This window comes from Gordonia sp. DT30, from assembly GCF_049844915.1.
In the GTDB taxonomy this organism is placed as follows: domain Bacteria; phylum Actinomycetota; class Actinomycetes; order Mycobacteriales; family Mycobacteriaceae; genus Gordonia.
On record NZ_JBNCLY010000015.1, the window covers coordinates 78,407 to 103,283 of the forward strand.

Below are 24,877 nucleotides of genomic sequence, written 5' to 3' on the forward strand. Positions count from 1 at the left end.
ATGCGGGTATTCGCAGTGCGCATCGCTACCCTGGAGCGGTGGTGAACTGGACCGTAGACGTTCCGATCGACGAACTTCCCGAACTTCCGGCGCTGCCCGGCGATCTCCAATCGCGTTTCGCCGACGCGATGAATCGACCGGCACTGCAGCAGCCGAGCTGGCCTGCAGACGATGCCCGGCGCATGCGCACCGTACTCGAGAGCGTGCCGCCGATCTGCATGCCCGCCGAGGTTCGCTCGCTGTCGGCGCAGCTGGCCGAGGTCGCCGAGGGCCGTGCCTTCCTCCTGCAGGGTGGGGACTGTGCGGAGACCTTCGCCGCCAATACCGAACCGCACATCAAGGGCAACATCCGCACGCTGCTGCAGATGGCGGTGGTGTTGACCTACGGAGCGAGTCTGCCGGTGGTCAAGGTGGCCCGGATCGCCGGGCAGTACGCCAAGCCGCGTTCGTCCGACACCGACGCACTGGGGCTGCCGTCCTACCGCGGCGACATGGTCAACGGCTTCCCGGCGCAAGAGCGCACCCGGGCCCACGATCCCTCACGGCTGGTCCGCGCCTACGCCAATGCCGCGGCCGCGATGAATCTGGTGCGCGCTCTTACACATTCGGAAGCCGACCTGCGACGCGTCCACGACTGGAACCGCGAATTCGTGCGCACCTCACCGGCCGGCGCCCGCTATGAGGCGCTCGCGTCGGAGATCGACCGGGGACTGCGTTTCATGGACGCGTGCGGTGTCACCGACTCGTCGCTGGGCGCCGCCGACATCTTCGCGTCCCATGAGGCGCTCGTCCTCGACTACGAGCGGGCGCTGCTGCGCCTGGCCGACAAGCCCGACGGGGCGCACGGGCGGGGCGCCGACGGCAAGGTGCTCTACGATCTGTCGGCACACTTCCTGTGGATCGGTGAACGCACCCGTCAGCTCGACGGGGCCCACATCGCCTTCGCCGAACTGATCAGCAACCCGATCGGCGTCAAGATCGGGCCGACGACGACCCCCGAGCAGGCCGTCGAATACGTCGAACGACTCGACCCGCACAACGAGTCGGGCCGGCTCACCCTGGTCGCACGCATGGGCAACGGCAAGGTGCGCGAGGTGCTGCCGCCGATCGTCACGGCGGTCGAGGCCAGTGGACACAAGGTGATCTGGCAGAGCGATCCGATGCACGGCAACACCCACTCGTCGCCCACCGGATACAAGACGCGTCACTTCGATCGGGTCGTCGACGAGGTGCAGGGCTTCTTCGAGGTGCACCACGCGCTGGGCACCCATCCCGGCGGCATCCACATCGAACTCACCGGTGAGGACGTCACGGAGTGCCTCGGTGGGGCACAGGACATCTCGGATCTCGATCTGGCCGGACGTTACGAGACGGCGTGCGACCCGCGGCTCAACACCCAACAGTCGCTGGAGTTGGCGTTCCTGGTCGCCGAGATGTTGCGCGGCTGAGAGATGTTGCGCGGCTGCGCGCTCACCGTCAGGCGGCTCACGTCAGGATGAGCGATGAGCCGACCCACCACCCGACGCCGCCCGCGGCCGTTGCCGTGATCAGCACGAGCACCAGCCAGATGAGCGTGCGGACCCGGCCATCGGCCGCATCGTGATCCGGCGAATCGGCCCCCGCGGGAAGGGCACCCACCTCCCATCGGGCGTCACCGCCCGCAGTCTCCGGGATGGCCGCCGAGGCCTTCGTCGCGGGCCGTGCGGGTTCGGTGGACGGAGCGGACGCAACCCGGGTGTGCTGGCGGGCGGCCACTGCCCGTTGACGCGCCATCGTCTCCCGTTCGGCGGAGCGTCGGGGGGCCGGCACGGTGAACGGCGGCAGGTCGAGTTCGTCGGCCACGTCGAGTAGCGCCGCACGCATCTCGAAGGCGTTCGCGTAGCGGTCGGCGGGACGGCGCTCGGTGGCGCGGAGCACCACCTCGTCGAGCTCGACCGGAACCCCGGCGATCACGTCGCCGGGGGCCGGGACGTCGTAGGTCAGCCGTTGGTATGCCAGGGAGAGCGGCGTGTCACCGCGGAAGGGCGTACGGCCGGTGAGTAATTCGAAGACCATCACGCCCATGGAGTAGACGTCGCTGCGGGCGTCGGCATGCGCGGACTCGACTTGTTCGGGCGAGAGATAGGCCGCGGTGCCGAGGATCACGCTGGCCGAGGTGACACTCGACTCGGCGACGGCGCGCACCAGCCCGAAGTCGGCGACCTTGACCTCGCCGGCGTCGGAGATCAAGACGTTTTCGGGTTTGACGTCGCGGTGGACCAGACCGGCGGCATGCGCGGTGCCCAGACCGCCGAGTGCCGGATCGGCGACGGCGACGACCGCGTGCGGCGGCATCGGGCCACGTTCACGCAGCAATTCACGCACACTGCCGCCTTCGACGAGTTCCATCACCAGGAAGGCGACGCCGTCATCGATGCCCTGGTCGTAGACGGCGACGAGTCCGGGATGTTTGAGCCCGGCGACGGCCCGGGCCTCGAATTCGAAGCGGCGCAAGAACTGTGGGTCCGACGCGTAGCGGGTGTCCATCACCTTGACCGCGACGTCGCGCCCCAGGCGCAGATCCAGACCCAGGTATACCGCCGACATCCCGCCCCGGGCGATGGGCGCGTCGATACGGTAGCGGTCCTCCAATACCGCTCCGATCAACTCGTCGACCCCTGCCTGCACGTCAGTGAATCTACCCGTGCACCACGGCGTGATGAGTCGGTGACCACCTACGGCGTGGCAGACGGTAGTGTCTGGGCGGTGAGTTCACTGCCGCTCTCGCCCGACATCATCCCCACCGAGGCCGACACCTATTCGCTCGACGAGGTGGCCGACCGGTTGGGCGTGTCGACGAGCCGGGTACGCACCCTGATCCGCGATCACCGATTGCTGGCCATCTCCCGTGACGGGCAGCCCGTGGTGCCGCGTCTGTTCTTCGACGACCTCGGCATCGCCAAGCACTTCACCGGGCTCGTCGACGTGTTGATGGACGGGGGATTCGGCCGGGACGAGGCGATACGCTGGTTGTTCACGGTGCAGGAGGACCTCGACATGCACCCGGCGGCCGCGCTGCACACCCATTCGGCGCGGGAGGTCATCCGGCGCGCCCAGGCGCAGGCGTTCTGAGTTCTCAGGACCTACCCCAGAGCCGGCGCGCGCCCTGACCGAGACGCAGTGGATCGGGATGCACCAGTGACACCGCGGCGAGCACCGAAAGTGCGGCGGCCAAGAGCACCTCGGGCAGTTTGTAGAACACGATCGAGTCGTCGGGCTGAAAGACGATCAACATGAACGTCGAGATGCCCACCACCACTGCGCGCACCCAACCGGGCAGGGTGAACGCGACCGCGACGACGAGGACCCAGGTGTAGTACCACGGCAGCGTCGAGGGTTCGAGGATGAGTACCGCGAGCATCGCCCATGCCAGACCGGCCATCGCCGATCGTTCGTCCCGGCGAAAGCGCCACCACAAGATCACCAGGATGATGGCGAGGGATACCGCGCCGATCGCGCGGGTGACGGTGAGTACCGGCCAGAGATTCAGTGAGGTGAACGGTGCCGCCAGCAGGGTCACCAGATGGGCGGCGGCGGTGGGCAGGGTGAACCAGTTGATGATCTGATCGGCCCAGCCCAGACCGGTCAGCCAGCCGAGTCCGAGTCCGAGCGCCGCGGTCCATGCCGCGAAGACCGCGACGGGCACGGCGATCACCACCGCGAGAACGCGGGCCACGTCGGTCGGGGTGACCGGACGCTGGGAGCGGATGTGCGACAGCCAGATCCACAACACGAAGGGGATCGCCACCCCGGCGGTGACCTTGATGGACACGGCCAATCCGAGGACGGTCAGGCCGGCGACGTGGCGGCCCTGCACGGTCAGGGCCAGTCCGGCCGCGAGCACCCCCATCATCAGCAGTTCGACATGCGGACCGCCGACCAGATGGATCAATACCATCGGATTCAGTAGCGCCAGCCAGAGCCCGGCCTTCGGCGATGCACCGAAGTGAGTTGCGAGGCGCGGAATGGCCCACAGCGACAACAACAATCCGGGCAACAGGACCAGCCGCATCAGCCAGACACCGGTGAGAACGTGGCCGCCGGAGACCTCGGCGACGCCGCGGGTGATGGCCATGAACATCGGCCCGTACGGTGCGGTCGTCGAGGCCCACACCTGCGCCATGCTGTCGAGTACCGGTCCCGGATGATGTGCCGGACCGTCGGCGTAGGGGTCGAATCCCGCGACGAAGACCGCTCCCTGGCCGAGATAGGCATACACGTCGCGGCTGAACAGCGGGACGGTCAGGCACAGGGGCACCGACCATCCGAGCACGGTCCAGCGCAGCGTCGCGACACTCGGGGTATGCGAATCGGGGATGGCGGGATTGCACAATTGCCGTCCCAGGCGCACCCACGCGAAGATCATCGCGGCCACCCCGACCCAGAAAACGATGGCGCCCAAGGTCTTTCCGTGCCCATAGGTGATCGCGTCGAGTCCCAGACTCGATAGACCGGGATGATTGCGCGGGATGTCGGCGACCGAGAAGCCGCCGAGGCACACCAGGATCGAGCCGAGAAGGCCGACGCGGAGGTCGGCAGACAGCGGCCGGCGTGTCGGTGCGGACCGGACCGGGGCTTCGGAGGCGGTCATTCAGGCCTCACGATGGGCGATCCGCCCGGCCATCGCGATCAGCTCGGCGCGGATGTCCTCGTCGATCGCGGCGTGCTCGAGGCGGACGACGGCCGTCCCGAGCAGGTCGTCGACATGCCGCTCCACCTCGGCGGCCGCGCCGAGGTCGACCAAGGTCTCGCGTACCCGGGCCAGTTCCCCGGGCCCGAGCCGGTGCCCGAGGGCCGCGCGCAGTGACCGCGCTGCGGCGGGATCCTGCTCGTCGGCGCGGCGCAGACCGATCGCGAGAAGTCCGGTGCGTTTGCCCTCGGCGAGGTCGTCGCCGGACGGTTTACCGGTGACCTGCGGATCGCCGAACACCCCGAGCATGTCGTCGCGCAACTGAAAGGCGATCCCGAGGTCGTGTCCCACCGAACGCAGGTCGTCGAGCAGCTCGTCGGGAGCGCCCGCCATCCGGGCGCCGAGTTCGAGGGGACGTGCGACTGTGTACGCCGCGGTCTTGAATTCCATGACGCGGTAGGCGGATTCGACCGTCTCGTCGCCGCTGACCTCGTTGACGATGTCGAGATACTGCCCGCCGAGGACCTCGGTGCGCATGGCCGACCACACCGCAGATACCTCCGCGGGCAGTGGGCTCGGCGCTACCGTGACCGGCCGCCGGGCCGGGGTGTGCCCGCCGAGGAGGTCGTCGGCCCAGGCGAGTGCGAGATCGCCGGCGAGGATGGCTGCGGCGACACCATGATCGTCGGCGTCGCCGGACCAGCCCGCATCCCGATGGTGGGCGGCGAAGAGTCGATGCACCGTGCGGCGGCCCCGGCGGGTGTCGGAATGATCGATGATGTCGTCGTGGATGAGTGCACACGCTTGCACCAATTCCAGTGCGGCACAGACCCGTAATGCGTCGGAGCCGAGCTGCTCGGGAATCGGTGGCCGGCGGTCGGGACTGCTCAGACCGCACAACCAGCCCGCGTACCCGAAGGTGGGACGCACCCGCTTGCCGCCGAGGCGCACGAAGTCGGCGACCACCTCGGAGGCCTGTCCGACCACCGGAGAGATGGCGCGGGTGACCGGAAGGGTGATGTCGAAAAAATCATCGAGGACCGCACCGGCGGCGGCGGGTACCTCCGACAACGAGGTCGGCAGCGGGGCGGTGCTCACCCCATCAGGCTAGACATCGGCCGCGGCGCGCCGCACATCCCCGCCGCGGCGCGCCGCACACGTCCTGCGCCGGTGGCCGCCGCGGCGGGTCGGGATCGTCGACGGCCGATCATGCATACGTACAATGGCGCGGTGACCTCATCCGTACCGGCGCCATCGGTCGTCGAGCGCCTCGCCACGCCGCCGTCCAATGGTGTCGTGCACTTCTCGGTGGAGTTCTTCCCGCCGCGCGATCACGAGGCCGAGGCCCGTTTGTGGCGGGCGGTACGTGTCTTCGAACGGCTCGATCCCGCGTTCGTGTCGATGACCTATGGGGCCGGGGGATCGACCCGGGACCGGACGGTGCGCATCGCCGGGGAATTGGCCACGCAGACGACACTGGTGACCGTCGCGCACCTGACCGCCGTCGATCACAGCATCGCCGAACTGCGTGCCCTCATCGGCTCCTACGCCGATCGGGGCATCACCAATCTGCTTGCACTGCGCGGTGATCCACCTGGTGACCCACTCGGCGAGTGGGTTGCTCACCCGGCGGGTGTGGAGTACGCGAGCGAACTCGTCGAACTGATCTCCCGGCTCGGTGACTTCCATGTGGGCGTGGCCTCGTTCCCCGAGGGACACCATCGCGCCCGCGACCTCGACGAGGACACCGAGGTCCTGGTCGGCAAACTGCGTGCGGGAGCCGAGTACTCGGTGTCCCAGATGTTCTTCGACGTCGAGGACTTCCTGCGCCTGCGTGACCGCGTGGCGCGTGCCGACCCGGAACAGGGCGCCAAACCGTTGATCCCGGGCATCATGCCGATCACCTCACTGGCCAGCGCGCGGCGAATGACACAGCTGTCGGGGTCGGTGATCCCGTCGGCCGTCGAGTCCCGTTTCGCCGCCGCCGCAGGCGACGGCCCGGAGGAGGATCGCGCGGCCGTCCGCGCCGTCGGCATCGACTTCGCCACCGAAACCGCGCAGCGGCTGATCGCCGAAGGCGTTCCCGGACTGCATTTCTGCAGTCTGAACTTCGCCAAGGCCACATGTGAGGTGCTCGAGCGTCTCGGCGTCGACACTCACGACGCATTACCTGCCGTCGCCGCGCGCTGAGTTACCGGAGCCGCGCCCGACGCCATCGCTCAGGACTTGTTCGGGCCACCGGCCGGGGGTACCGGATGACTCTCGGATGCCGACGTGGCAGTGGCCTTGTCGGCATCGACTGAGCCGGTCGCACCCGAGGGGCCGGCCGAGCTCTTCCCGGTCGTCTTCGAGGACCCCGCGCCCCTTCCGAACAGACCTCGCAGTCCGTTGCCGGATGACTTCCCGGCGCCCGGCGATCCGTCGACGGGCCGACCGGGCCGTGGTCGGCGATCACGGGAGACGTAGGCGAGCCGGATCACGACGAGGACCACGGCCGCGCAGATCAATATCATCAGCCACGTCCAGCCACCGAAGGCGGCCGTCGACGGGTCGGCGTAGGTGGCCTCGGCGGTGAAGTTGGCGGGTTTGCCCGGCTCTGGCGTCCACGAGACGGAGGTGTCGGTGTTCTGATCGCCGTTGGTTGCGCTGATCGGTCCGGCGAAGGAGATCGTGAACTTGAGGTAGTCCCGCCGCGGGATGAGCCCGTTGAGATCGGCCGAACCCGTTAAGCGCACCACCTCGCCGCTGCGTTTCGCGCCGAGCTCCATGGTCATCGAGGTGTCGCCGAATGCATCCGCCACGATGTCGCCGAGCTGGCCGAGCTGCCCGGTGGTGAGGTTGCTGAACGTCGCACGACTGCCGATCAGACCCTGGTTGCTGTTACCGCTACCGGCGCCCGGTGGCACCGAACTCGGAGCCGCAGAGCTCTCCGAAGGGGTGTGCTGGCGGTACTCCGAGACCGCGATGTTGCCCCGCATCGATTCGGGGATGTCGAATTGCGGTGCCCCACCGGGGTTGTCCGGTGTCGTCGCGACGATCACGCTGCCGGCGAAGCGGTCACCGACAGTGGTGGATCGTTCCAGACAACCCGACATCAGCGGGGCCGCGATGAGCAGCATGACCGCGAACAGGAGGGCAGACGCGCGGGATGGGCTCAGGCGGGGGATCGGCGGACGCACGTGCTCATCGTGCCAGACCCGACAGTGGTCACGGCCGCAGGCGCAACCGCGTGTATCGATCGGCGGCCGATTCCGGGCCGCCGGTCAGCGTCGCGGGCGCCCGCGACGGCCGCTGCGTGCGATGGCGGCCCGCCCGGCGATGCGTCCACTCGCCCCGGTGACCCCACCGCCGGGGTGCGTCGATGCCCCGGCGAGCAGTATCCCGCCGGCGCCGGGGACCTCGTGGCCGGACAGATCCGGATGCGGACGCAGCATGAACATCTGGTCGATCGACATCTCGACATGCATGATGTTCCCGCCGACGAGGCCCAGCTCCGTCTCCAGCGATTCCGGCGTCTGCACGTGCCGGTGTTCGATGCCCTCGGCGAAGCCGGGGGCGTGGCGCTCGACCTCGGCGATGACGGCCTCACCTGCCACCGACGCGGCGCGCGACCACTCGGTGCCGTCGGCGAGATGGCGGGGGTGCCATTGGGCCCACAGATTGACCAGATGGCGTCCGGGTGGGGCGAGCGTCGGATCGATTCCGGAAAAACTCATCGCCACGCAGGCGGGCCGGGCAGGCAGTTCGCCGAGCGCCGCGGCGGCCTCGGCCCGGCGCAGTTGGCGGCGGTCGGTGACGAGGAGGCCGAGGGCCGAGTGCACGCCATGCGCCGGAAGGTCGGTGGGTAGGCCGCGATAGGTGGGCAGCTCGCGGGTGCCGAGCCGGACGGCCATGCCGATGCCCGTGCCGACCGCGATCTCCGATCGCCAGCGCGCCAGCAGGTCCGCGTCGAAGCCGCCGGCGCCCAGCAGATCCAGTGTGGTCATGATGTGGCACGCGCTGATGACCGTGTCCGCACACCAGCTGTCGCCACCGGCGCCCCGTACCCGCCAGTGGTCGGTGCACCGGGTGATCTCGGTGACCGGCGCGTCGGTTTCCACCTCGCCGCCGTCCGCGGCGAGGCGACGCAGGAGTGCGTCGGTGAGCGCACCGCTGCCGCCCACGGCCCGACCCGGTGGGATCTGATGCATCAGGGCGGCGAATCCGATCATCGGTGCCGTCGCCGGGGCGCTCATCGGTGGGCCGGATTGTGCGCCGAACCAGGCCAGGGCGGCCTTGAGATGTTCGGAGGCGAACCAACGGTCCAACAAGGCGTCGCCGGAGGCCATCAGCTCCTGTGTCAGGGACATCAGCCGTCCCGAGCGCGCTCCGAGCGGACCCGAACGCGCGGTGGTCGCGGTATGACCCAGACCGCCGAAGGTGCGTGCGAAACGGCCCGGCGTCGCGGGTTCGTAGAAGGAGCGCATGAGGGCTTGTGCGCGCGGTGTCCAGGTGGCCACGAAGGCGCGGTAGGCGTCGGCGTCGGCGCGCCCGCAGGACAGCTCGATGGACGCACACGTGGCGTCGAGGTCGGTGCGGAACACGATTGCCGGTGCGGTGTCGGTGGCCGGGCAGAACGCCCACGGATCGCAGTCGAGGTAGGTCAGTCCCGCGTCACTGAGGCCGAGTTCGTCGGGGACCGGCGAGTGCCGGATCATCAGGTGCGCCGATGACCCGCGATCGACCCGGTAGCCGGGGAACCGCTCGACCGTCGACACCGCGCCGCCGGGAACGGTGTCGCGCTCGAGGACGCGGACCGATCGGCCGGCGCGGGCCAGATAGGCGGCGCAGACCAGGCCGTTGTGTCCGGCACCGACGACGATGGCGTCGACCACCCGATGGTGACTGTTCATCGTGTCGCGTCGGGCGGGGCGGGTGCGGGCTCGGTCAACGGCAGCTGTCGGCCGAGGAAGGCAAAGGGCCGTGGATCGCCGGTGAAGGTGAAGTTGCGCAGCACGTCGGCGAATCCGAGCCGGCGGTACAGCGACCACGCGCGATTCTGCTCGGCCGGGATCTCGGGAGTCGACAAGAGCACCTGGCGTTCAGGGCGGTCGGCGAGCAACTGGCGGAGCAGCCACTGGCCGATGCCGTTTCCCTGTGCGGTGGGGTGTACATGTAATTCGGTCAGCTCGAAATAGTCGTCGGTGATCGCGTCGACAACCCGCGGATCGCGCCCCGACGTCCGAAGACCGGCGCGCAGTTGTTGATTCCACCATTGGTCTCGCGCGCCGCGATAGCCGTAGGCGATCCCGACGAGTACTTCGTCCTGGGCCGGGGACACCGGGTGACGCAGCCGGCGGCGGGCGAGGTCCATCGAGGTCGACTCCGCGGGGGGCGCGTGGGCGATTGCGCCGTAGGCGTTCCATCCGGGGCGGGCGATGTGCTCGCGCCACAGCCCCGCGCGATGCATCTCGGTGCCGCGGGGGTAGTTCATCGCGGTGACGTAGATCTCGAGTGCGGGCCCGAGCCACACCGCGCAGTCGCGTTGCTCGAGGCGGGCCAGGCGGACAGTCACGTCCCATCCTCTCTGATCGGTCGTGGACCGGGTCTCTCGTGCGCCCTCGCGGACATTTTTGTCGGTGGCTTCGGGCATCTTGATCCCGAGAGCAGATCTGGCTATATTGAAACTGTCGAACGGGTGTTCGATGAATGTGCCTCCGCAAGCTGTTCGCCTTCACCCGACGACCGACGCCATCCGGCGGTGGGCGAGGGAAGCGCCTGCCACCGGATCGCGTTGACCGAGTCGAGTCGCCGATGGGCGGCTCCGCACCCGAAGGAGGGAGCCCATGATGACACGTCGGACGACGCATCGGGCGCAGGTGGATCCGGTTGTGGTGGGCCGTGCCCGCGGACTCCTCGAACGCGCGGACAACCTCCTCGACAACGCGAGCGGAATCGCCGATGACGCCGAACGCTTCCGCCAGTTGTATCTGACTGCATTGCGAGCCGCGGGTGCCGCGCTGGCCATCGGTGAGCCCGCTTACGGTCGCTCGACGCGCGGGCTGTCGTCGAACGCGTGGAATCGCCTGGCTGCGGTCGTGCCCGAGCTCGCAGATCAGGCCGGCCGGTTTTGCGCGTGGTCGTCTCTTCGGATGAATATCGAGGCCGGGATCGAGCGCCGGGTGGACCCGGTGGTCGTCGCCGAGCTGCACCGTCTCGTGTTGACGTTTCTCGACACGGTCGAGGGTCTGGTGATCGCCTACGAGCAAGGCGGAGGGGCTCCTGGATCGCGCTCGCTGGCGCACCCCGCATGACATGGCGAGACGTCCCGTCGCGGGCGGTGTTCGCGCACGACGACGGCGGTGAGCACAAAAACGATCCCGCGAATACGGTAATGGTGGTCGCCACCGGAATCACCTCGTATCATGGTCACCAGGCCGCGAGGATAGTCATCGGGCGAGTATCGCGGCGGACATCGCGTCGATGGCTCGTCGGTAACAGTTAAGGAGGGTCGGTGCCACTCTCAGAGCACGAGCAGCGCATGCTCGAAGAGATCGAAAGCGCTCTGTACGCCGAGGACCCGAAGTTTGCGTCCAGCGTCACACGTCGTCGTCTCGGACGTTCGACAGGTCGTCGCCGCCTGCAGGCAGCCGTCGTTTTCGTCATCGGCCTGGCGCTGTTGGTCGTGGGTCCCATCACCGGACTCGACGTGGGCGGATTCCCCATCTTGAGTCTTATCGGCTTCCTGGTGATGTTTGCCGCCGCGCTCCTCGCGTTGTGGGGCGGCCGACCCGGTAAGGGGGCCTCGTCGGCCTCTGACGGTGGCACGCGTGGCCGCGGATCGAAGCCATCGACGCCCAAACGGAAGTTTTCCGAGCGGATGGAAGATCGTTTCAACCGTCGCTTCGAGCAGGAATGAACCTGTCCGCGCGAGTGACATTGCCGACAACTGCGACATAGGAACAACGCCGGCGACGTAGGCGCCCGCACGGCTCAGCAGGCGTGCCTCACGACTGACAACCGACCACAGCCGCACACCCTCAGGTGTGCGGCTGTTGTCGTATCCGGGGAGCCCGTCGGACTGGGGAGCCCGTCGGGCTGGGGCGGTTTCAGAGCGTCGGAGGACCGGAGCCCGTTCATTCCTGCACATCCTTCCCCACCCCGATCCCCACGGCGCCCCACCCCGATCCCCACGGCGCCCCACCCCGATCCCCACGGCGCCCCACCGGCCCGCCAAAGTGACCCCACCAGGCACGTGAGTGATCTGGCGTCACTTCAATACATTGCCGACGTCGGTCGCGACACGACGCGACGCGCGGGTCTCATCGCGTTAGAAATCGCACTGAACTGCGGTTTTCGGCGGGAGTGGTGGGTGAGTGGGGAGTAAGGGGTGGAAAGTGGTGGAAAGTGGGGTAGTGTGGGCGGCACTGGGAGAGGCGATCGGAACGCCGATTCCGGTGGGCAGGAGGTGCCGATATGTCGATGCGATTTGTCGGTACCTACACGCCGAAATTGGACGACAAAGGGCGACTCACGTTGCCCGCCAAGTTTCGCGACGCACTGGCAGGAGGGGTCATGGTCACACGCGGTCAGGACCACAGCCTGTCGGTGTATCGGGCCGACGAGTTCGATGCGATCGCGGAGAAGACGATGGAGGCCTCGCGCAACGATCCCGAAGCGCGCGCCTTCCAGCGGTACTTCTTTGCCAGCACCGATGAACAGCGACCCGATGGGCAGGGGCGGGTCACCGTGTCCGCCGAACATCGGCAGTACGCGGGACTGTCCAAGGAGTGTGTGGTGATCGGCAGTTTCGATCACCTGGAGATCTGGGACGCGCAGGCATGGCGCGACTACCAGAGCCAGCATGAGGAGAACTTCTCGGCGGCGAACTCCGCGGCATTGAGCGCGGTGCTCTAGCCGAGTCGAAAAGTGCCGGACAGATGCACATGGCTTCCGGTGGCACGAGGCCTCGACCCGGTCCGACCCTGGCGTACTTCCCCAACGCCAGGTGCGTGATCGGGTCGGGACCCCGCTCCACCAGAATCCGCCGCAGCCAACACACGACATCCGGTCCCATCAGCCGGCCTTGGGCCACGGGATCGGCGTACTCGGAGGTAGGTCGGTGACACCGCAGAACGACGACAACGGATCGGGCGTCGACGCCACGCCGTCCCGTCGTTCCGGTGAACACGGACATGTCCCGGTGATGGCTGGGCGAATCGTCTCGCTACTGGAGCCTGCGCTCGTCAATGCTGCAGTCGCCCAGCCGGTTTTCGTCGATGCCACTCTCGGGGCGGGGGGACACAGCGAACTGATTCTCCGCAAATTCACCTCGGTCCGGGTGGTCGGGATCGACCGGGACGCCGCAGCTCTGTCGATCGCGCGGGAGCGCCTCGCTTCCTTCGGCGACCGGATCACCTTGCACCAGGCGCGTTTCGACGAGCTGCCCTCCGTACTCGCGCAGGCCGGGATCGACCGCGTCGACGGCGCCCTGTACGACCTCGGAGTCTCCTCGATGCAACTCGATCAGGCTGAACGTGGCTTCGCCTACGCCGTCGATGCACCGCTGGACATGCGCATGGACCCCGAGGGGCCGATGACCGCAGCCGATGTCCTCAACACCTACTCACATGGAGAGCTCGCCCGCATTCTTTCCGAATACGGCGACGAGCGCTTCGCCGGAAAGATCGCCTCGGCGGTGCTGCGCGAACGCGAACGCGAACCCTTCACGACCAGTGCGCGTTTGGTGCAATTGCTCTATTCCACGATTCCGGCGGCCACTCGTCGCACCGGAGGTCATCCCGCGAAACGCACCTTTCAGGCGCTGCGTATCGAGGTCAACGGAGAGCTGGTCGCCCTCCGCCAGGCGGTGCCGGCCGTGCTGGCGGCATTGAGAGTCGGAGGCCGCGTCGCGATGATGAGTTATCAATCCCTCGAAGACAAGATCGTCAAGCGCGAGTTCGCCTTACGGACGACCTCGACATCGCCGGCCCGACTACCCGTCGAATTGCCCGGAACCGCACCCCGCTTTCGACTCGTCACCCGTGGTGCCGAACGCGCGGACCAACAGGAAATCGACACGAACCCGCGGTCGGCGCCGGTCCGGGTCCGCGTGATCGAACGTATCGCCGAGGAGGAGGTGGCATGACCCTTCTCGACGACATTGATCGCCAGGATCGGTTGCGCGACAAGAATTCTGACACCATCGATGGTGGTGCTCGCCGTTCTCGGGGGACCGCCGACCGCTCGCACCGGTCGCGTGCGGCTCAACGCGCAATCGACCGACGCGGCAAGCGACTGGCCGCCGAGGCGAGATCTCCGAGGCGAGGCGCGCGGTCCGAACCGATCGCCCCCGCTGCCCAGCGGACTGCGCGGATCACTGTGGCCCAACGTCTTTCTCGGGTGCCGTTCGTGGTTCCGGTGCTCGCGGTGCTCGCTCTGGGCCTCGGTCTGAGTCTGTTGCTGTCGACCAAAGCAGCTCAGGACTCGTATGAGATCGGTGTGGCGCGACAGCAGAACCAGACATTGCAGGACCGCAACGACGCTCTCAAGCGAACTTTCGAATCGGGTAATTCGGCACCCGAATTGGCTGATGCGGCAGCGCAGCTCGGGATGGTACCGGCCCAGAACCCGGCGCGCATGGTAATCGGTCCGGACGGCAAGCCGCGGGTCGTCGGCGATCCCGAGCCGGCGACCGGCAAGCGGATGCCATCGATCAATCCTGCCGATCAACCGAATCCGACCTCGCGGATCGACCCCAACAAGGTCGATGACTCCGTGGGGCTCGGCGGAACGCCGGGCGCGGCACCGAGTGCCGCCTCGTCGCCGAGTGCGCCTGCTCCTGCCCCTAATCCAACACCTGCCCCTAACCCGACACCTGCCCCGCCGGCTGCCGGTCCGGCACCCACCGCGCAGCCCGGCGCCGCGCCGACCCCGGCCCCCAATGTGCTGCCGCAGTCGGCGCCGGCACCCGCCTCCGGCAACCCGCCGGGCGGAAATTCGCCGCAGAGTCGTTAGCGCGGTGGACAATTGACGACCATGACGACACGTGTGACCCGGCCAGTCACCTCCGGCCGATCGGCTGCAGGCGGGGCAGGCGGCTCGCCGCCCCCGCCGCGCCGGCCTCGGGGGCGGACGCAGACCTTCCTCGTCCGCAGTCGTATCGCGGGGGTCGTGGTCGTACTGGCGGTGGTGGCCGTCGCGATCCGGATGGTGGTCGTACACACCATCGAGGCCCCGGCACTTGCGCAGCAGGCCGCCCAGCAGCGTGAGTACACGCAGATCCTGACCGCCAAGCGCGGGGCGATCCTCGACCGCAACGGACGGCCGCTGGCCTACACCGACGAGGCGCGGTCACTGACGTTCCTGCCCAAGGCAGTTCGCAACTCGATCGCCGCGGCGCACAAGGGCAATCCGAGTTTGCCCGACGTCGACACCCGGCTGCACCAGATCGCCGCCGGTGTCTCGACGGCCCTGGGCGGATCGATCAGCGCCGACGACCTGTACAAGAAGCTCACCAGCGACGAGACGTTCGTGTACCTGGCCCGCTCGGTCAGTCCGGACGTGGCGGCGCGGATCACCGCGGATTATCCCGAGGTGGGAGCAGACCCGCAGAGCGTCCGGCTCTATCCCGGCGGGTCTTTGGCCGCCAACATCATCGGTGACGTCAACTACGACGGCAACGGCCTCATCGGCCTCGAGGCGTCGCTGGATTCGGCGCTCGCCGGCACCGATGGTTCGCGGACCTATGACCGCGGTTCCGATGGTGCGACCATTCCTGGCTCCACACGCAACGTGCATCCGGCGATCGACGGTGCCACCGTTCAACTGACCATCGATTCCGACGTCCAGTGGTTCGTGCAGACCGAGGTGATGAAGGCCAAGGCGGCCTCCGGTGCGAAGTCGGCGTCGGCGGTCGTGCTCGACGCCAAGACCGGCGAGGTCGTCGCGATGGCCAATGACGGCACGTTCAATGCGTCGAAGCCGTTGGCGGACCAGCCGGGCGCCGACCTCGGAAATCCGGCCGTGACCTCTCCGTTCGAACCCGGATCGGTCAACAAGGTCATCACCGCCTCGGCCGCGATCCAATACGGCCTGACCACTCCCGAACAGGTTCACCAGGTTCCGGGCAGCATCCGGATGGCCGGCGTGACCGTCAACGACGCGTGGACCCATGGCGTCGCGCCGTACACCACGACCGGCATCTTCGGTAAGTCTTCCAACGTCGGGACGCTGATGCTGGCCCAACAGGTCGGCGAGGAGCGTTTCGCGGACATGGTGAACCGATTCGGTCTCGGCCAGATCACCGGCGTCGGGCTGCCTGCGGAGAGTGGTGGCGAGGTGCCGGCACTGAGCCAGTGGTCGGGTGGGTCTTTCGCGAATCTGCCGATCGGCCAGGGACTTTCGATGACACTGCTGCAGATGACCGGCATGTATCAGGCCATCGCCAACAACGGGCTGCGGATCCCGCCGCGCATTCTGCGGTCCGAGCAGCGTGCGGGTCACGATGCCACCGAGGATCCGCGTCCGCAGGGCGTGCAGGTGGTCAGCCCGCAGACCGCCGAGACGGTTCGCAACATGTTCCGCGCGGTGTTCCAGGACGACCCGACGGGCGAGCAGACCGGTACCGGCGCCAAGGGCGCGGTACCCGGATATCAATTGTCGGGCAAGACCGGCACCGCCCAGCAGGTCGACCCGGCCTGCGGCTGCTACTCGAACTCGAGTTACAACATCACCTTCGCCGGGATCGCCCCGGCCGATGACCCGCGGTTCGTCGTCGGCATCATGCTCGACAATCCCAAGCGCAGCTCCGATGGTTCCGGTGGGCAGTCCGCGGCGCCGCTGTTCAGCTCGATTGCGTCGTTCATTCTGCAGCACGACCGGATTCCCCAATCGCCCCACCCGGCGCCCCGACTGATCCTGCAGGCCTCGTGACATCGTCTGACACTGCACAACCCGCGGCGGAATCGCCCGAGGTGTTGACGGTATCGTGAGTGCGTTCATGCGGGTTTCAGACGGCACCGGCCACGCCGGTCCCCGGCCGTCATCGACGGGTGAGAGGAGGCGATCGGCGACATGGCATCCGAACGCGGATCGTCTCGACGCACCGGCTCGTCGAGGGACCGTCGGCCGACCGATCTGAGCCGACCCCAGCATGTGGATCCCACCGAGGTGCGGGTGCTTTCGCAGGCCACCGGCGCGCGGGTCGATCTGGTCGGCGACGCGACGGCGACGACCGCCGTGACCGGCGTGTCCTTGCGCGCCCAGGACGTTCGGGCCGGCGACCTGTTCGCTGCGTTGCCCGGCGCGCGCACCCACGGCGCTCGATTCGCCGCCGAAGCGGTCGAACGCGGTGCGACCGCCGTGCTGACCGATCCCGCCGGCCGCATGGAGCTGGCCCGGTCGCTGCCTACCGACGCCGGCTGCGCGGTACTGGTGCATTCCGATCCGCGCAGCGTCCTCGGCGGACTGAGCGCCCGCGTGTACGGCAACCCGTCCCAGCGACTCAAACTCATCGGGATCACCGGTACCTCCGGCAAGACGACGACCTCCTACATGGTCGAGGCGGCGCTGCTGGCGGCCGGACATTCGGTGGGGCTCATCGGCACCGTGGAGACACGGGTCGACGGGGTGGCGGTACCCAGTTCGCTGACCACCCCGGAGGCACCGACGCTGCAGGGCATGCTCGCGGCGATGGTCGAACGGGGTGTCGATGCGGTGGTGATGGAGGTGTCGAGCCACGCACTGGCGCTCGGCCGCGTCGACGGTGCACATTTCGCGGTCGGGGCGTTCACCAATCTCTCGCAGGATCACCTCGATTTCCATCCGACCATGCGCGCGTACTTCGAGGCGAAGGCCCGGTTGTTCGTCTCCGGTTCGTCCACCCGGGCGGTCCGCTCGGTGGTGTGCGTGGACGACGAATGGGGTCGGCGCATGGCCGAACTCGCCGCCGCCGGTACATCGATCACACCGGTGACGGTGTCGACGACCGATGTCGGCGCGCAGTGGCGGGCCGGACCTTCCACCGTCGAAGCCGATGGGTCGCAACGCGTCACGCTTGCCGGTCCCGGCCGCAGCGGCGTGGAGCTCGTGCTTGGGCTGCCCGGGCGATACAACGTCGCCAATGCCGCACTCGCGGTGGCGGTTGCGGTCGCCGCCGGGGTCGGTGCCGGCCAGGCCGCCGAGGCCCAGGCGGCGGTGTCGGTACCGGGCCGGCTCGAACGGGTGGAGCGCGGCCAGCCCTTCCTCGCGATCGTCGACTATGCACACAAGCCGGGTGCGCTCGAGGCGGTACTGGCAACCTTGCGCGGTCAGATCTCGGGACGGATCGGTGTGGTCATCGGCGCCGGTGGCGATCGAGATCACGGCAAGCGGCCGATGATGGGGGCGGCCGCCGCGCGCGGCGCGGAACTGGTCATCATCACCGACGACAACCCGCGTACCGAGGATCCCGCCGCGATTCGCGCAGCGATGGTCGCCGGGGTCGACGCGGTCGGCGCGGACGAGGTGCCCGCGGGTGCCGAGCACCGCGAAATCGGGGACCGGCGGGCGGCGATCGGCGCGGCGGTCGAGTGGGCGCGTCCCGGGGACGTCATCCTGGTGGCAGGAAAGGGGCACGAGCCGGGGCAGGAGATCGATGGTGTGAAACATCCTTTCGACGATCGGCTCGTACTCGGTGAGGCATTGGCGAACGCCTATTCCGGCCATCGTGAGCGGTCTGCACCGCAGGTGCCGGGAGCGCAACGGTGAGCGCCGCGCTCACCGTGATCGCCGTGCCGGCGCCATCGCGGATCGATGACGTGACGTCGGCGCTGCGAACCCTCGTCGAATCGGCCGACGGCGCCCGGCGGGCCGCGCCCGATGGACCTGTGGGCGCCGCACCGCAGTCCGCCGATGCCGTCCGTACCTGGGCCGTCCTGGGCGAGCTGGTGACCGACGATGCCGGTGCGGTCGACGAGAATCAGCGTGCGGTGGCACACGACCTGGTCGGTCGTCTGGCGGTCCGTCTCGCCGTCGACAAGGTGCTGTGCGTAGGGTCATCGAGGGCCGTGCGCGCGCTGTACCAGGGCACGGTGATGGAGGGTTCGTGGGGAGATGAGGTCCGGATGGCCTCCTCGGCCACCGAAGCCCTCGAGATTCTCGGCACGGACCCGGAGTGGATGCCGCAGCCGGGTGACACGGTCCTGCTGGCGGCGCCAGGAGTTCCGGTGCAGCAGTTGGCAGACCGGTGGCGGCAGCGATTCGGTCACGAGGTGACCCTGCGTCCGGCCCTTCCGGACGCAGGAACGAACGAATGAAGGCGAGGACGCTCAGGTGACCCAGATCCTCATCGCGGGGGCTATCGCGGTGGCGGTGTCGATCATGCTCACGCCGTTGCTGATCCGGCTGTTCTCGCGGCAGGGCTTCGGTCAGGAGATCCGGGTCGAGGGCCCGCAGAGTCACCAGACCAAACGCGGCACCCCGTCAATGGGCGGCGTCGCGATCCTGATTGCGTTGTGGGCGGGCTACTTCGGCGCGCACCTCGCCGGAGTGTTCACCGATTCCCGCTCCGGACCCAGCGCATCGGGGCTGCTGGTGCTCGGTCTGGCGACGGCGTTGGGAATCGTCGGATTCCTCGACGACATCATCAAGATCCGCAAGCATCGCAATCTCGGGCTGAACAAGACCGCGAAGTCGATCGGACAGTTCGTCGCGGCCATCCTGTTCGGCATCCTGGTGCTGCAATTCCGCAATGCCTCGGGTCTCACACCGGCCGGCCCGTATCTGTCGTACGTACGCGACATCGACGCGGTCTCGATGGTGTCGGTCGCATTCGTCATCTTCGTGTGGCTGGTGGTGGCGGCGTGGTCGAACGCGGTCAACTTCACCGACGGCCTCGACGGACTGGCTGCCGGGTCCATGGCCATGGTGCTCGGCTCCTACGTGCTGGTGGCGTTCTTCCAGTTCGTCAACGCATGTTCGGGCGGTGCGAAACCGGCCAACGACATCCCGCAGGGCTGCTACAACGTCCGCGATCCGCTGGACCTCGCGCTGATCGCCGTCGCCGGTGGCGGTGCCTGTCTCGGCTTCCTGTGGTGGAATGCCGCTCCCGCGAAGATCTTCATGGGTGACACCGGATCACTCGCCCTCGGCGGGATGCTCGCCGGCCTGTCGATCACCACGCGCACCGAATTGCTCGCTGTCGTGATCGGCGCGTTGTTCGTCGCCGAGATCGCCTCGGTGGTCATCCAGATCGCCTTCTTCCGCACCACCGGCCGACGGGTGTTCCGAATGGCGCCGTTCCATCACCACTTCGAGCTCGGCGGCTGGGCCGAGACAACGGTGATCATCCGGTTCTGGCTGCTGACGGCGATCGCCTGCGCACTGGGGCTGTCGCTGTTCTATGGCGAGTTCCTGGCCCTCAGGGGTTGAGGTGTCAGTGATGCCGGAAGACCCGTCGCGGCTACCGAAACCGGTGGCGGGTGACTCGGTGGTGATCGCCGGTGGCGGTGCGGCCGGGATGTCGGCCGCCGACCATCTGCTCGACCTCGGCGCGCGCGTCACCATCGCCGACGATCGCGTCACCACCGGCGAACTCGCCGCCATCGCGGGAGCCTCGGCCATCGTCGACCGCGGGGCCCGACTCATCGCCGTCGCCGATCTACTCGCCGACCCGGCCTGGACCGACCGCACCGATGTGGTGATCGTCTCCCCGGGCTTTGCGCCCGGTCACGCGCTGCCGGAGGCCGCACACGCCGCAGGCATCCCCACGTGGGGCGAAGTCGAACTCGCCTGGCGCCTCGACGCCGCGCGTGTCTACGGTCCGCCACGCACGTGGCTGGTGGTCACCGGAACCAACGGCAAGACCACCACCACGTCGATGCTCACCGACATCGTCACCGCATCCGGGCGCGCCGCTGCGGCCTGCGGCAACATCGGGCTCCCGATTCTCGACGCGATGCGGGAGACGCCCCGCGTCGAGGTGTTGTGCGTGGAACTGTCGTCGTTTCAACTGTTTTGGGCGCCGTCGATCGCGCCGGCCGCCGGGGTGGTACTCAACGTGGCCGAGGACCACCTCGACTGGCACGGGTCGTTCCGCGCCTACGCCGAGGCGAAACAGATCGCGTTGCACGGTGGCATCGGCATCGTCGGGCTCGACGACCCGGTCGCTGCCGCACTGCCGGTCGCCGGCCGCCGAGTCGGCTTCACACTCGGTGAACCCGGGGACGGCCAGCTCGGTATCCGTGATGGCGAGATCGTCGATCGCGCCTTTGCGGTCGGGGAGCCCGGTGCCGGGACATCAGGGGCCGGTGTCGCACTCGCCGATGTCACCGGCATTCGTCCACCGGGGCCGTCGGGCCGGTCCGATGCGCTGGCCGCTGCGGCGCTCGCGCGATCGATCGGCGTGCCACCGGACGCGATCGGATCGGCGCTGGCCGACTTCCGGCCCGCCGCCCATCGCGGCGAGATCGTCGCGCGGATCGACGGCGTGGAGTTCGTCGACGATTCGAAGGCCACCAATCCGCATGCCGCCCAGGCGGCGATCGCGGCGCACCGACGGGTGATTCTCATCGCGGGCGGACTGTTGAAGGGTGCGTCGCTCGACACGATGCTCGACGCCATCGCCGATCGACTCGCCGGGGTCGTTGCGATCGGGCGGGACCGCGACCTGGTTGTCGCAGCGATCGCGCGACACGCCCCAGAAGTCCCAACAGTCACAGTGTTCACAGGGGACGATGGGGCGGTGACCCTACAGCGTGAACTCTCCTTTCCGGCTGGTGTGTGTCTTCCCGGTCCGACGAGCCCGTCCGCCGTCACGCATACGGCACCGAGCCCGGGCGATGCGGCGGTGGCGGTGATGGATCGGGCCGTCGGCGCCGCCTGGGCGCTGGCCGACACCGGCCGAGCCGAGGACCGGCCCGACGCGATCCTGTTGGCGCCGGCAGCCGCATCGCTGGACATGTTCGCCGGATATGGCCGGCGCGGAGACGCATTCGCCGACGCCGCGCGGTCGCTGACCGCCCGGCGCGGTGCCGAGCAGGCGCAAGGCCGATGAGCGCGGCGTCGTCCCGACGCAGAACCACCGCCGCGCGACCCGCCGACCCGGATTCGGCGTCCGGCGACATCGTGACCGACGACGTGGATGCGGCGGACCCCGAATCCGGCGACAGCACCGACGACACCACCGGGGTGGCCGGTGTAGGGCGTTCGGCGTCACCGCGTACCGGCGTCCGAACGCACTCGCGTGCCCGCCCGGCGGAGACGGTCGGGACCGCTTTGTCGACGATCGTCGAGGGAACGCGCAGCCTGCTGGGCCGGCCATTGGCGTCGTATCATCTGATCTTGACGCTGGCGCTGTTGCTGACCGTGTTCGGTCTGGTGATGGTGCTGTCGGCGTCTTCGGTCGAGGGATATTCGCAGGACGGATCGGCCTACGGCCTGTTCGCCACGCAGGTGGTCTTCGCTCTACTCGGCGTCGTGGTCTTCTATTTCACCCTCCGACTGCCGGTGCGGGTGCTGCGTCGCCTGGCCGCGCCGCTGATGGTGATCACGACGATGCTGTTGGCGCTGGTGTTGATCCCGGGGGTGGGCACCCTGAGTCAGGGTGCGCGCCGATGGTTCGTGATTTCCGGGTTGTCGGTACAGCCATCGGAGCTGGTGAAGGTCGCACTCTGTGTCTGGGGCGCGCACCTGCTGGCGTCGCGCCGTCGCGAGAATGCGCCGCTGCGGGAACTACTCGTCCCGTTGGTGCCGGTGGGTCTGGTGATCTGCCTGCTGATCATCCTCGAGCCAAACCTGTCGACGACGATCACGATCGCGATCATCGTGGGCACGTTGCTCTGGTTCGCGGGCTTGCCGATCAAGGTGTTCAGCGGATTCGTGGTCACCGGGATCGCGATCGCAGTCGTGTTGGCGTTGGTCGAGAGTTACCGTTCGCAGCGGGTGATGAGCTTTCTCGGCGGTATCGATGACCCGCAGGGTGCCGGGTATCAGGCGCGTCAGGCCACCTATGCATTGGCCAATGGTGGAGTGTTCGGAGTCGGCCTCGGGCAGAGTCGAGCGAAGTGGAACTATCTGCCCAACGCGCACAACGACTTCATCTTCGCGATCATCGGTGAGGAATTGGGGCTCATCGGGGGGTTGTTGGTGGTGGCGCTCTTCGTGATCTTCGCGTTTGTCGGTTTCCGCATCGCGCACCGGTCGACTGATCCGTTCCTGCGGCTGATGACGGCAACCATCACGGTGTTGATCACCGCGCAGGCACTGATCAACATCGGCTATGTGATCGGTTTGCTGCCGGTGACGGGTATTCAGCTTCCGCTGTTGTCGGCGGGTGGTACGTCGACCCTGACGGTGTTGGCCATGTTGGGCTTGCTGGCCAACGCCGCTCGTCACGAACCCGATGCAGTGGTGGCGTTGTCGTCGGGCCGGACCAGACGGTTCGGCCGATTGCTGCGGGTGCCGCCGCCGGTGGCCTACACCCCGTCTCGTGCGGAGGTGCTGCGTGATCGGCTCGACGGTCGAGGTGGCGTTATGCCCGGGGCTCCGGGACGCGCGCGGTCCGGGCCGGGTCGCGGCCGGGGGCCGGAGCCTGCGGTCAAGCGGCCGGTGTGGAAGCGGATGTGGCCGGGTGGCCGGTCCGATCCCGGTGTACCGGATCCGGCGGCGCGCCCGGTACCGGCACCGGCGGGTCGGGGCAGGTATCGTTCAGGCGCCGGGAGCGAAGCGAGCGGGCCTGGTTTTCGGGGCGCCGGGAGCGAAGCGAGCGGGCCGTACGGCACGGCGGGTGGCCATTCGTGGCGGCCCCGTTCGGGCTATTCGGCGACGCCGTCGCGGTCGCAGCCACGGGGATATGCCGGTGGTGCGAATCGTCGTCGGTGAGCCGACTCGGGGCACCGCCGGTGAGGCGAGTGTTGGATATGAGAGTGCGATCCGTCGAATCGGCGGCCGAATGGAGTTGAAGTCCCGCGATGCAATCGCCCGAGCAGACCCCCGCGATGGAATCGCCTGACGAGACCGGGCCCGACGACGTGCGGCCGGAGAAGGCAGGCGCGTCCGCGCCCCGGAAGTCGGATTCTCGCCCGTTGTCGGTGGTGGTGGCCGGCGGTGGAACCGCCGGCCACATCGAGCCGGCGCTGGCGGTGGCCGATGCGGTGCGCCGGCTCGATCCGCAGGCCCGGATCACGGCCCTGGGCACCAAACGCGGACTGGAGACGACGCTGGTACCCGAGCGCGGATATGAACTGTCGCTGATTCCGCCGGTGCCCTTGCCGCGTAAGCCCGGTGTGGAGTTGGCGAAGACGCCGGGCAGGCTGGCGCGGTCGGTCCTGGCCGCGCGCAAGGTGCTGACCGCGGTCGATGCCGACGTGGTGGTGGGTTTCGGTGGCTATGTGTCGATCCCGGCGTATCTGGCGGCGCAGATCCACATACGTGGCAAGCGGCGGCTACCGGTGGTGATCCATGAGGCGAATGCGAGTGCGGGGATCGCGAACAAGGTGGGCGCACGTTTCGCCGACGTGGTGCTCGCGGCGGTCGATGGTTCGGGTCTGGCGGATGCGCGGGTGGTCGGGATTCCGGTGCGCGGGCAGATCGCCGAACTCGACCGGGCCGCATTGCGTCCCAAGGCCCGTCACTACTTCGGTCTCGATGCCGATGCCCCGACGTTGCTGGTGTTCGGTGGATCGCAGGGCGCCCAGCAACTCAATTCCGCGGTGGCCGGTGCGGCGGAGGCTCTGGGACGGGCCGGGATCGGTGTGCTGCATGCGTACGGTCCGAAGAACTCGATCGATCCGGCATCACCGCCGGGGGCGCCGCCGTATCGGGGTGTCGGCTATCTCAAGCGGATGGACCTGGCGTATGCGGCTGCCGATCTGGTGGTCTGTCGATCCGGTGCGATGACGGTGGCCGAGGTATCGGCAACGGGGCTGCCGGCGATCTATGTGCCGTTGCCACACGGGAATGGCGAGCAGCGGCTCAACGCATTGCCGGTGGTTGCGGCCGGCGGCGGACTGTTGGTCGACAACGATGACCTCACCAGCGAGTGGGTGGGGCGGGAGGTTCCGGCGCTGCTGTCGGATCCGCAGCGGCTCGCGACGATGTCGGTGGCGGCGTCGGGGACGGGGCATCGTGACGCGGCGACCGAGGTCGCGCGTGCGGCATTGGATCTGGCGGCCGACTTTCGTGCCGGCGAGCATCGTCGCGGCCTCGCCGCCGCGTTTCGTTCGCCACGATCGACCTCCGGGCAGTGAA

General features: G+C 68.3%; 21 protein-coding genes. 15 read left to right on the forward strand and 6 right to left on the reverse strand.

Translation table 11 applies throughout. The features are described from left to right. The first annotated feature begins 38 nt into the window (after window positions 1–38). Window positions 39–1,448, forward strand: a complete 1,410-nt coding sequence (locus ACLQ3C_RS14850; RefSeq protein ID WP_425705845.1) for a class II 3-deoxy-7-phosphoheptulonate synthase — start codon at window positions 39–41, stop codon at window positions 1,446–1,448. Window positions 1,449–1,485: 37 nt separating this feature from the next. Here the strand turns inward: ACLQ3C_RS14850 and ACLQ3C_RS14855 are convergent, their stop codons facing one another. After that, on the reverse strand, window positions 1,486–2,667 hold the full coding sequence (locus tag ACLQ3C_RS14855; protein WP_425705846.1) for a protein kinase domain-containing protein: 1,182 nt from the start codon (window positions 2,665–2,667) through the stop codon (window positions 1,486–1,488). A 78-nt stretch (window positions 2,668–2,745) separates the two neighbouring features. On the opposite strand from ACLQ3C_RS14855, the gene ACLQ3C_RS14860 reads away from it, so the two are divergent. After that, the gene (locus ACLQ3C_RS14860; RefSeq protein WP_425705847.1) at window positions 2,746–3,111 is read left to right on the forward strand and encodes an Rv2175c family DNA-binding protein; all 366 of its coding nucleotides are present in this window, start codon (window positions 2,746–2,748) and stop codon (window positions 3,109–3,111) included. 4 nt (window positions 3,112–3,115) lie between these two features. Here the strand turns inward: ACLQ3C_RS14860 and ACLQ3C_RS14865 are convergent, their stop codons facing one another. Further along, window positions 3,116–4,630 (reverse strand): alpha-(1->6)-mannopyranosyltransferase A, encoded by a 1,515-nt coding sequence (locus ACLQ3C_RS14865; protein ID WP_425705848.1) that lies wholly within the window; start codon window positions 4,628–4,630, stop codon window positions 3,116–3,118. Continuing rightward, the gene (locus tag ACLQ3C_RS14870) at window positions 4,631–5,767 is read right to left on the reverse strand and encodes a polyprenyl synthetase family protein (protein ID WP_425705849.1); all 1,137 of its coding nucleotides are present in this window, start codon (window positions 5,765–5,767) and stop codon (window positions 4,631–4,633) included. Window positions 5,768–5,878: 111 nt separating this feature from the next. Between ACLQ3C_RS14870 and ACLQ3C_RS14875 the strand changes: the two genes are divergently transcribed. After that, a complete protein-coding gene (locus ACLQ3C_RS14875) occupies window positions 5,879–6,859 on the forward strand; it encodes a methylenetetrahydrofolate reductase (protein ID WP_425705850.1) in 981 nt (326 codons plus the stop codon). A 29-nt stretch (window positions 6,860–6,888) separates the two neighbouring features. Here the strand turns inward: ACLQ3C_RS14875 and ACLQ3C_RS14880 are convergent, their stop codons facing one another. The 3 genes from ACLQ3C_RS14880 to ACLQ3C_RS14890 form a co-directional block, all read right to left on the reverse strand. Then, on the reverse strand, window positions 6,889–7,848 hold the full coding sequence (locus ACLQ3C_RS14880; protein WP_425705851.1) for an LppM family (lipo)protein: 960 nt from the start codon (window positions 7,846–7,848) through the stop codon (window positions 6,889–6,891). Between the two features lie 84 nt (window positions 7,849–7,932). Then, the gene (locus ACLQ3C_RS14885) at window positions 7,933–9,561 is read right to left on the reverse strand and encodes a phytoene desaturase family protein (protein WP_425705852.1); all 1,629 of its coding nucleotides are present in this window, start codon (window positions 9,559–9,561) and stop codon (window positions 7,933–7,935) included. Further along, entirely contained in the window at window positions 9,558–10,223 is a 666-nt protein-coding gene (locus ACLQ3C_RS14890) for a GNAT family N-acetyltransferase (protein ID WP_425705853.1), read from the reverse strand. Before ACLQ3C_RS14890 ends, ACLQ3C_RS14885 begins: the two co-directional genes overlap by 4 nt. A gap of 271 nt (window positions 10,224–10,494) precedes the next feature. Between ACLQ3C_RS14890 and ACLQ3C_RS14895 the strand changes: the two genes are divergently transcribed. From ACLQ3C_RS14895 to murG, 12 genes are all read left to right on the forward strand, one after another. Further along, on the forward strand, window positions 10,495–10,962 hold the full coding sequence (locus ACLQ3C_RS14895; protein ID WP_425705854.1) for an SAV_6107 family HEPN domain-containing protein: 468 nt from the start codon (window positions 10,495–10,497) through the stop codon (window positions 10,960–10,962). 200 nt (window positions 10,963–11,162) lie between these two features. Continuing rightward, window positions 11,163–11,567 (forward strand): DUF3040 domain-containing protein, encoded by a 405-nt coding sequence (locus ACLQ3C_RS14900; protein WP_425705855.1) that lies wholly within the window; start codon window positions 11,163–11,165, stop codon window positions 11,565–11,567. 557 nt (window positions 11,568–12,124) lie between these two features. Then, a complete protein-coding gene (gene mraZ / locus ACLQ3C_RS14905; protein ID WP_425705856.1) occupies window positions 12,125–12,565 on the forward strand; it encodes a division/cell wall cluster transcriptional repressor MraZ in 441 nt (146 codons plus the stop codon). A gap of 289 nt (window positions 12,566–12,854) precedes the next feature. After that, window positions 12,855–13,796, forward strand: a complete 942-nt coding sequence (rsmH, locus tag ACLQ3C_RS14910) for a 16S rRNA (cytosine(1402)-N(4))-methyltransferase RsmH (RefSeq protein WP_425705877.1) — start codon at window positions 12,855–12,857, stop codon at window positions 13,794–13,796. Then, entirely contained in the window at window positions 13,793–14,665 is an 873-nt protein-coding gene (locus tag ACLQ3C_RS14915) for a hypothetical protein (RefSeq protein ID WP_425705857.1), read from the forward strand. The genes rsmH and ACLQ3C_RS14915 overlap by 4 nt, the downstream gene beginning before the upstream one ends. 21 nt (window positions 14,666–14,686) lie before the next feature. After that, window positions 14,687–16,582 carry a peptidoglycan D,D-transpeptidase FtsI family protein gene (locus ACLQ3C_RS14920; protein ID WP_425705858.1) on the forward strand — a complete coding sequence of 632 codons (1,896 nt, stop codon included), beginning with the start codon at window positions 14,687–14,689 and terminating at the stop codon, window positions 16,580–16,582. A gap of 141 nt (window positions 16,583–16,723) precedes the next feature. Then, the gene (locus ACLQ3C_RS14925) at window positions 16,724–18,397 is read left to right on the forward strand and encodes a UDP-N-acetylmuramoyl-L-alanyl-D-glutamate--2,6-diaminopimelate ligase (protein WP_425705859.1); all 1,674 of its coding nucleotides are present in this window, start codon (window positions 16,724–16,726) and stop codon (window positions 18,395–18,397) included. Continuing rightward, on the forward strand, window positions 18,394–18,945 hold the full coding sequence (locus tag ACLQ3C_RS14930; RefSeq protein WP_425705860.1) for a UDP-N-acetylmuramoyl-tripeptide--D-alanyl-D-alanine ligase: 552 nt from the start codon (window positions 18,394–18,396) through the stop codon (window positions 18,943–18,945). Before ACLQ3C_RS14925 ends, ACLQ3C_RS14930 begins: the two co-directional genes overlap by 4 nt. A gap of 16 nt (window positions 18,946–18,961) precedes the next feature. Further along, window positions 18,962–20,059 carry a phospho-N-acetylmuramoyl-pentapeptide-transferase gene (gene mraY / locus ACLQ3C_RS14935; protein WP_425705861.1) on the forward strand — a complete coding sequence of 366 codons (1,098 nt, stop codon included), beginning with the start codon at window positions 18,962–18,964 and terminating at the stop codon, window positions 20,057–20,059. Between the two features lie 10 nt (window positions 20,060–20,069). Further along, entirely contained in the window at window positions 20,070–21,683 is a 1,614-nt protein-coding gene (gene murD, locus ACLQ3C_RS14940) for a UDP-N-acetylmuramoyl-L-alanine--D-glutamate ligase (protein WP_425705862.1), read from the forward strand. Continuing rightward, window positions 21,680–23,509, forward strand: a complete 1,830-nt coding sequence (ftsW, locus tag ACLQ3C_RS14945; protein WP_425705863.1) for a putative lipid II flippase FtsW — start codon at window positions 21,680–21,682, stop codon at window positions 23,507–23,509. Before murD ends, ftsW begins: the two co-directional genes overlap by 4 nt. A gap of 89 nt (window positions 23,510–23,598) precedes the next feature. After that, window positions 23,599–24,876, forward strand: coding sequence for an undecaprenyldiphospho-muramoylpentapeptide beta-N-acetylglucosaminyltransferase (gene murG, locus ACLQ3C_RS14950; RefSeq protein ID WP_425705864.1), 1,278 nt, complete (start codon window positions 23,599–23,601; stop codon window positions 24,874–24,876). Window position 24,877 lies beyond the last annotated feature (1 nt).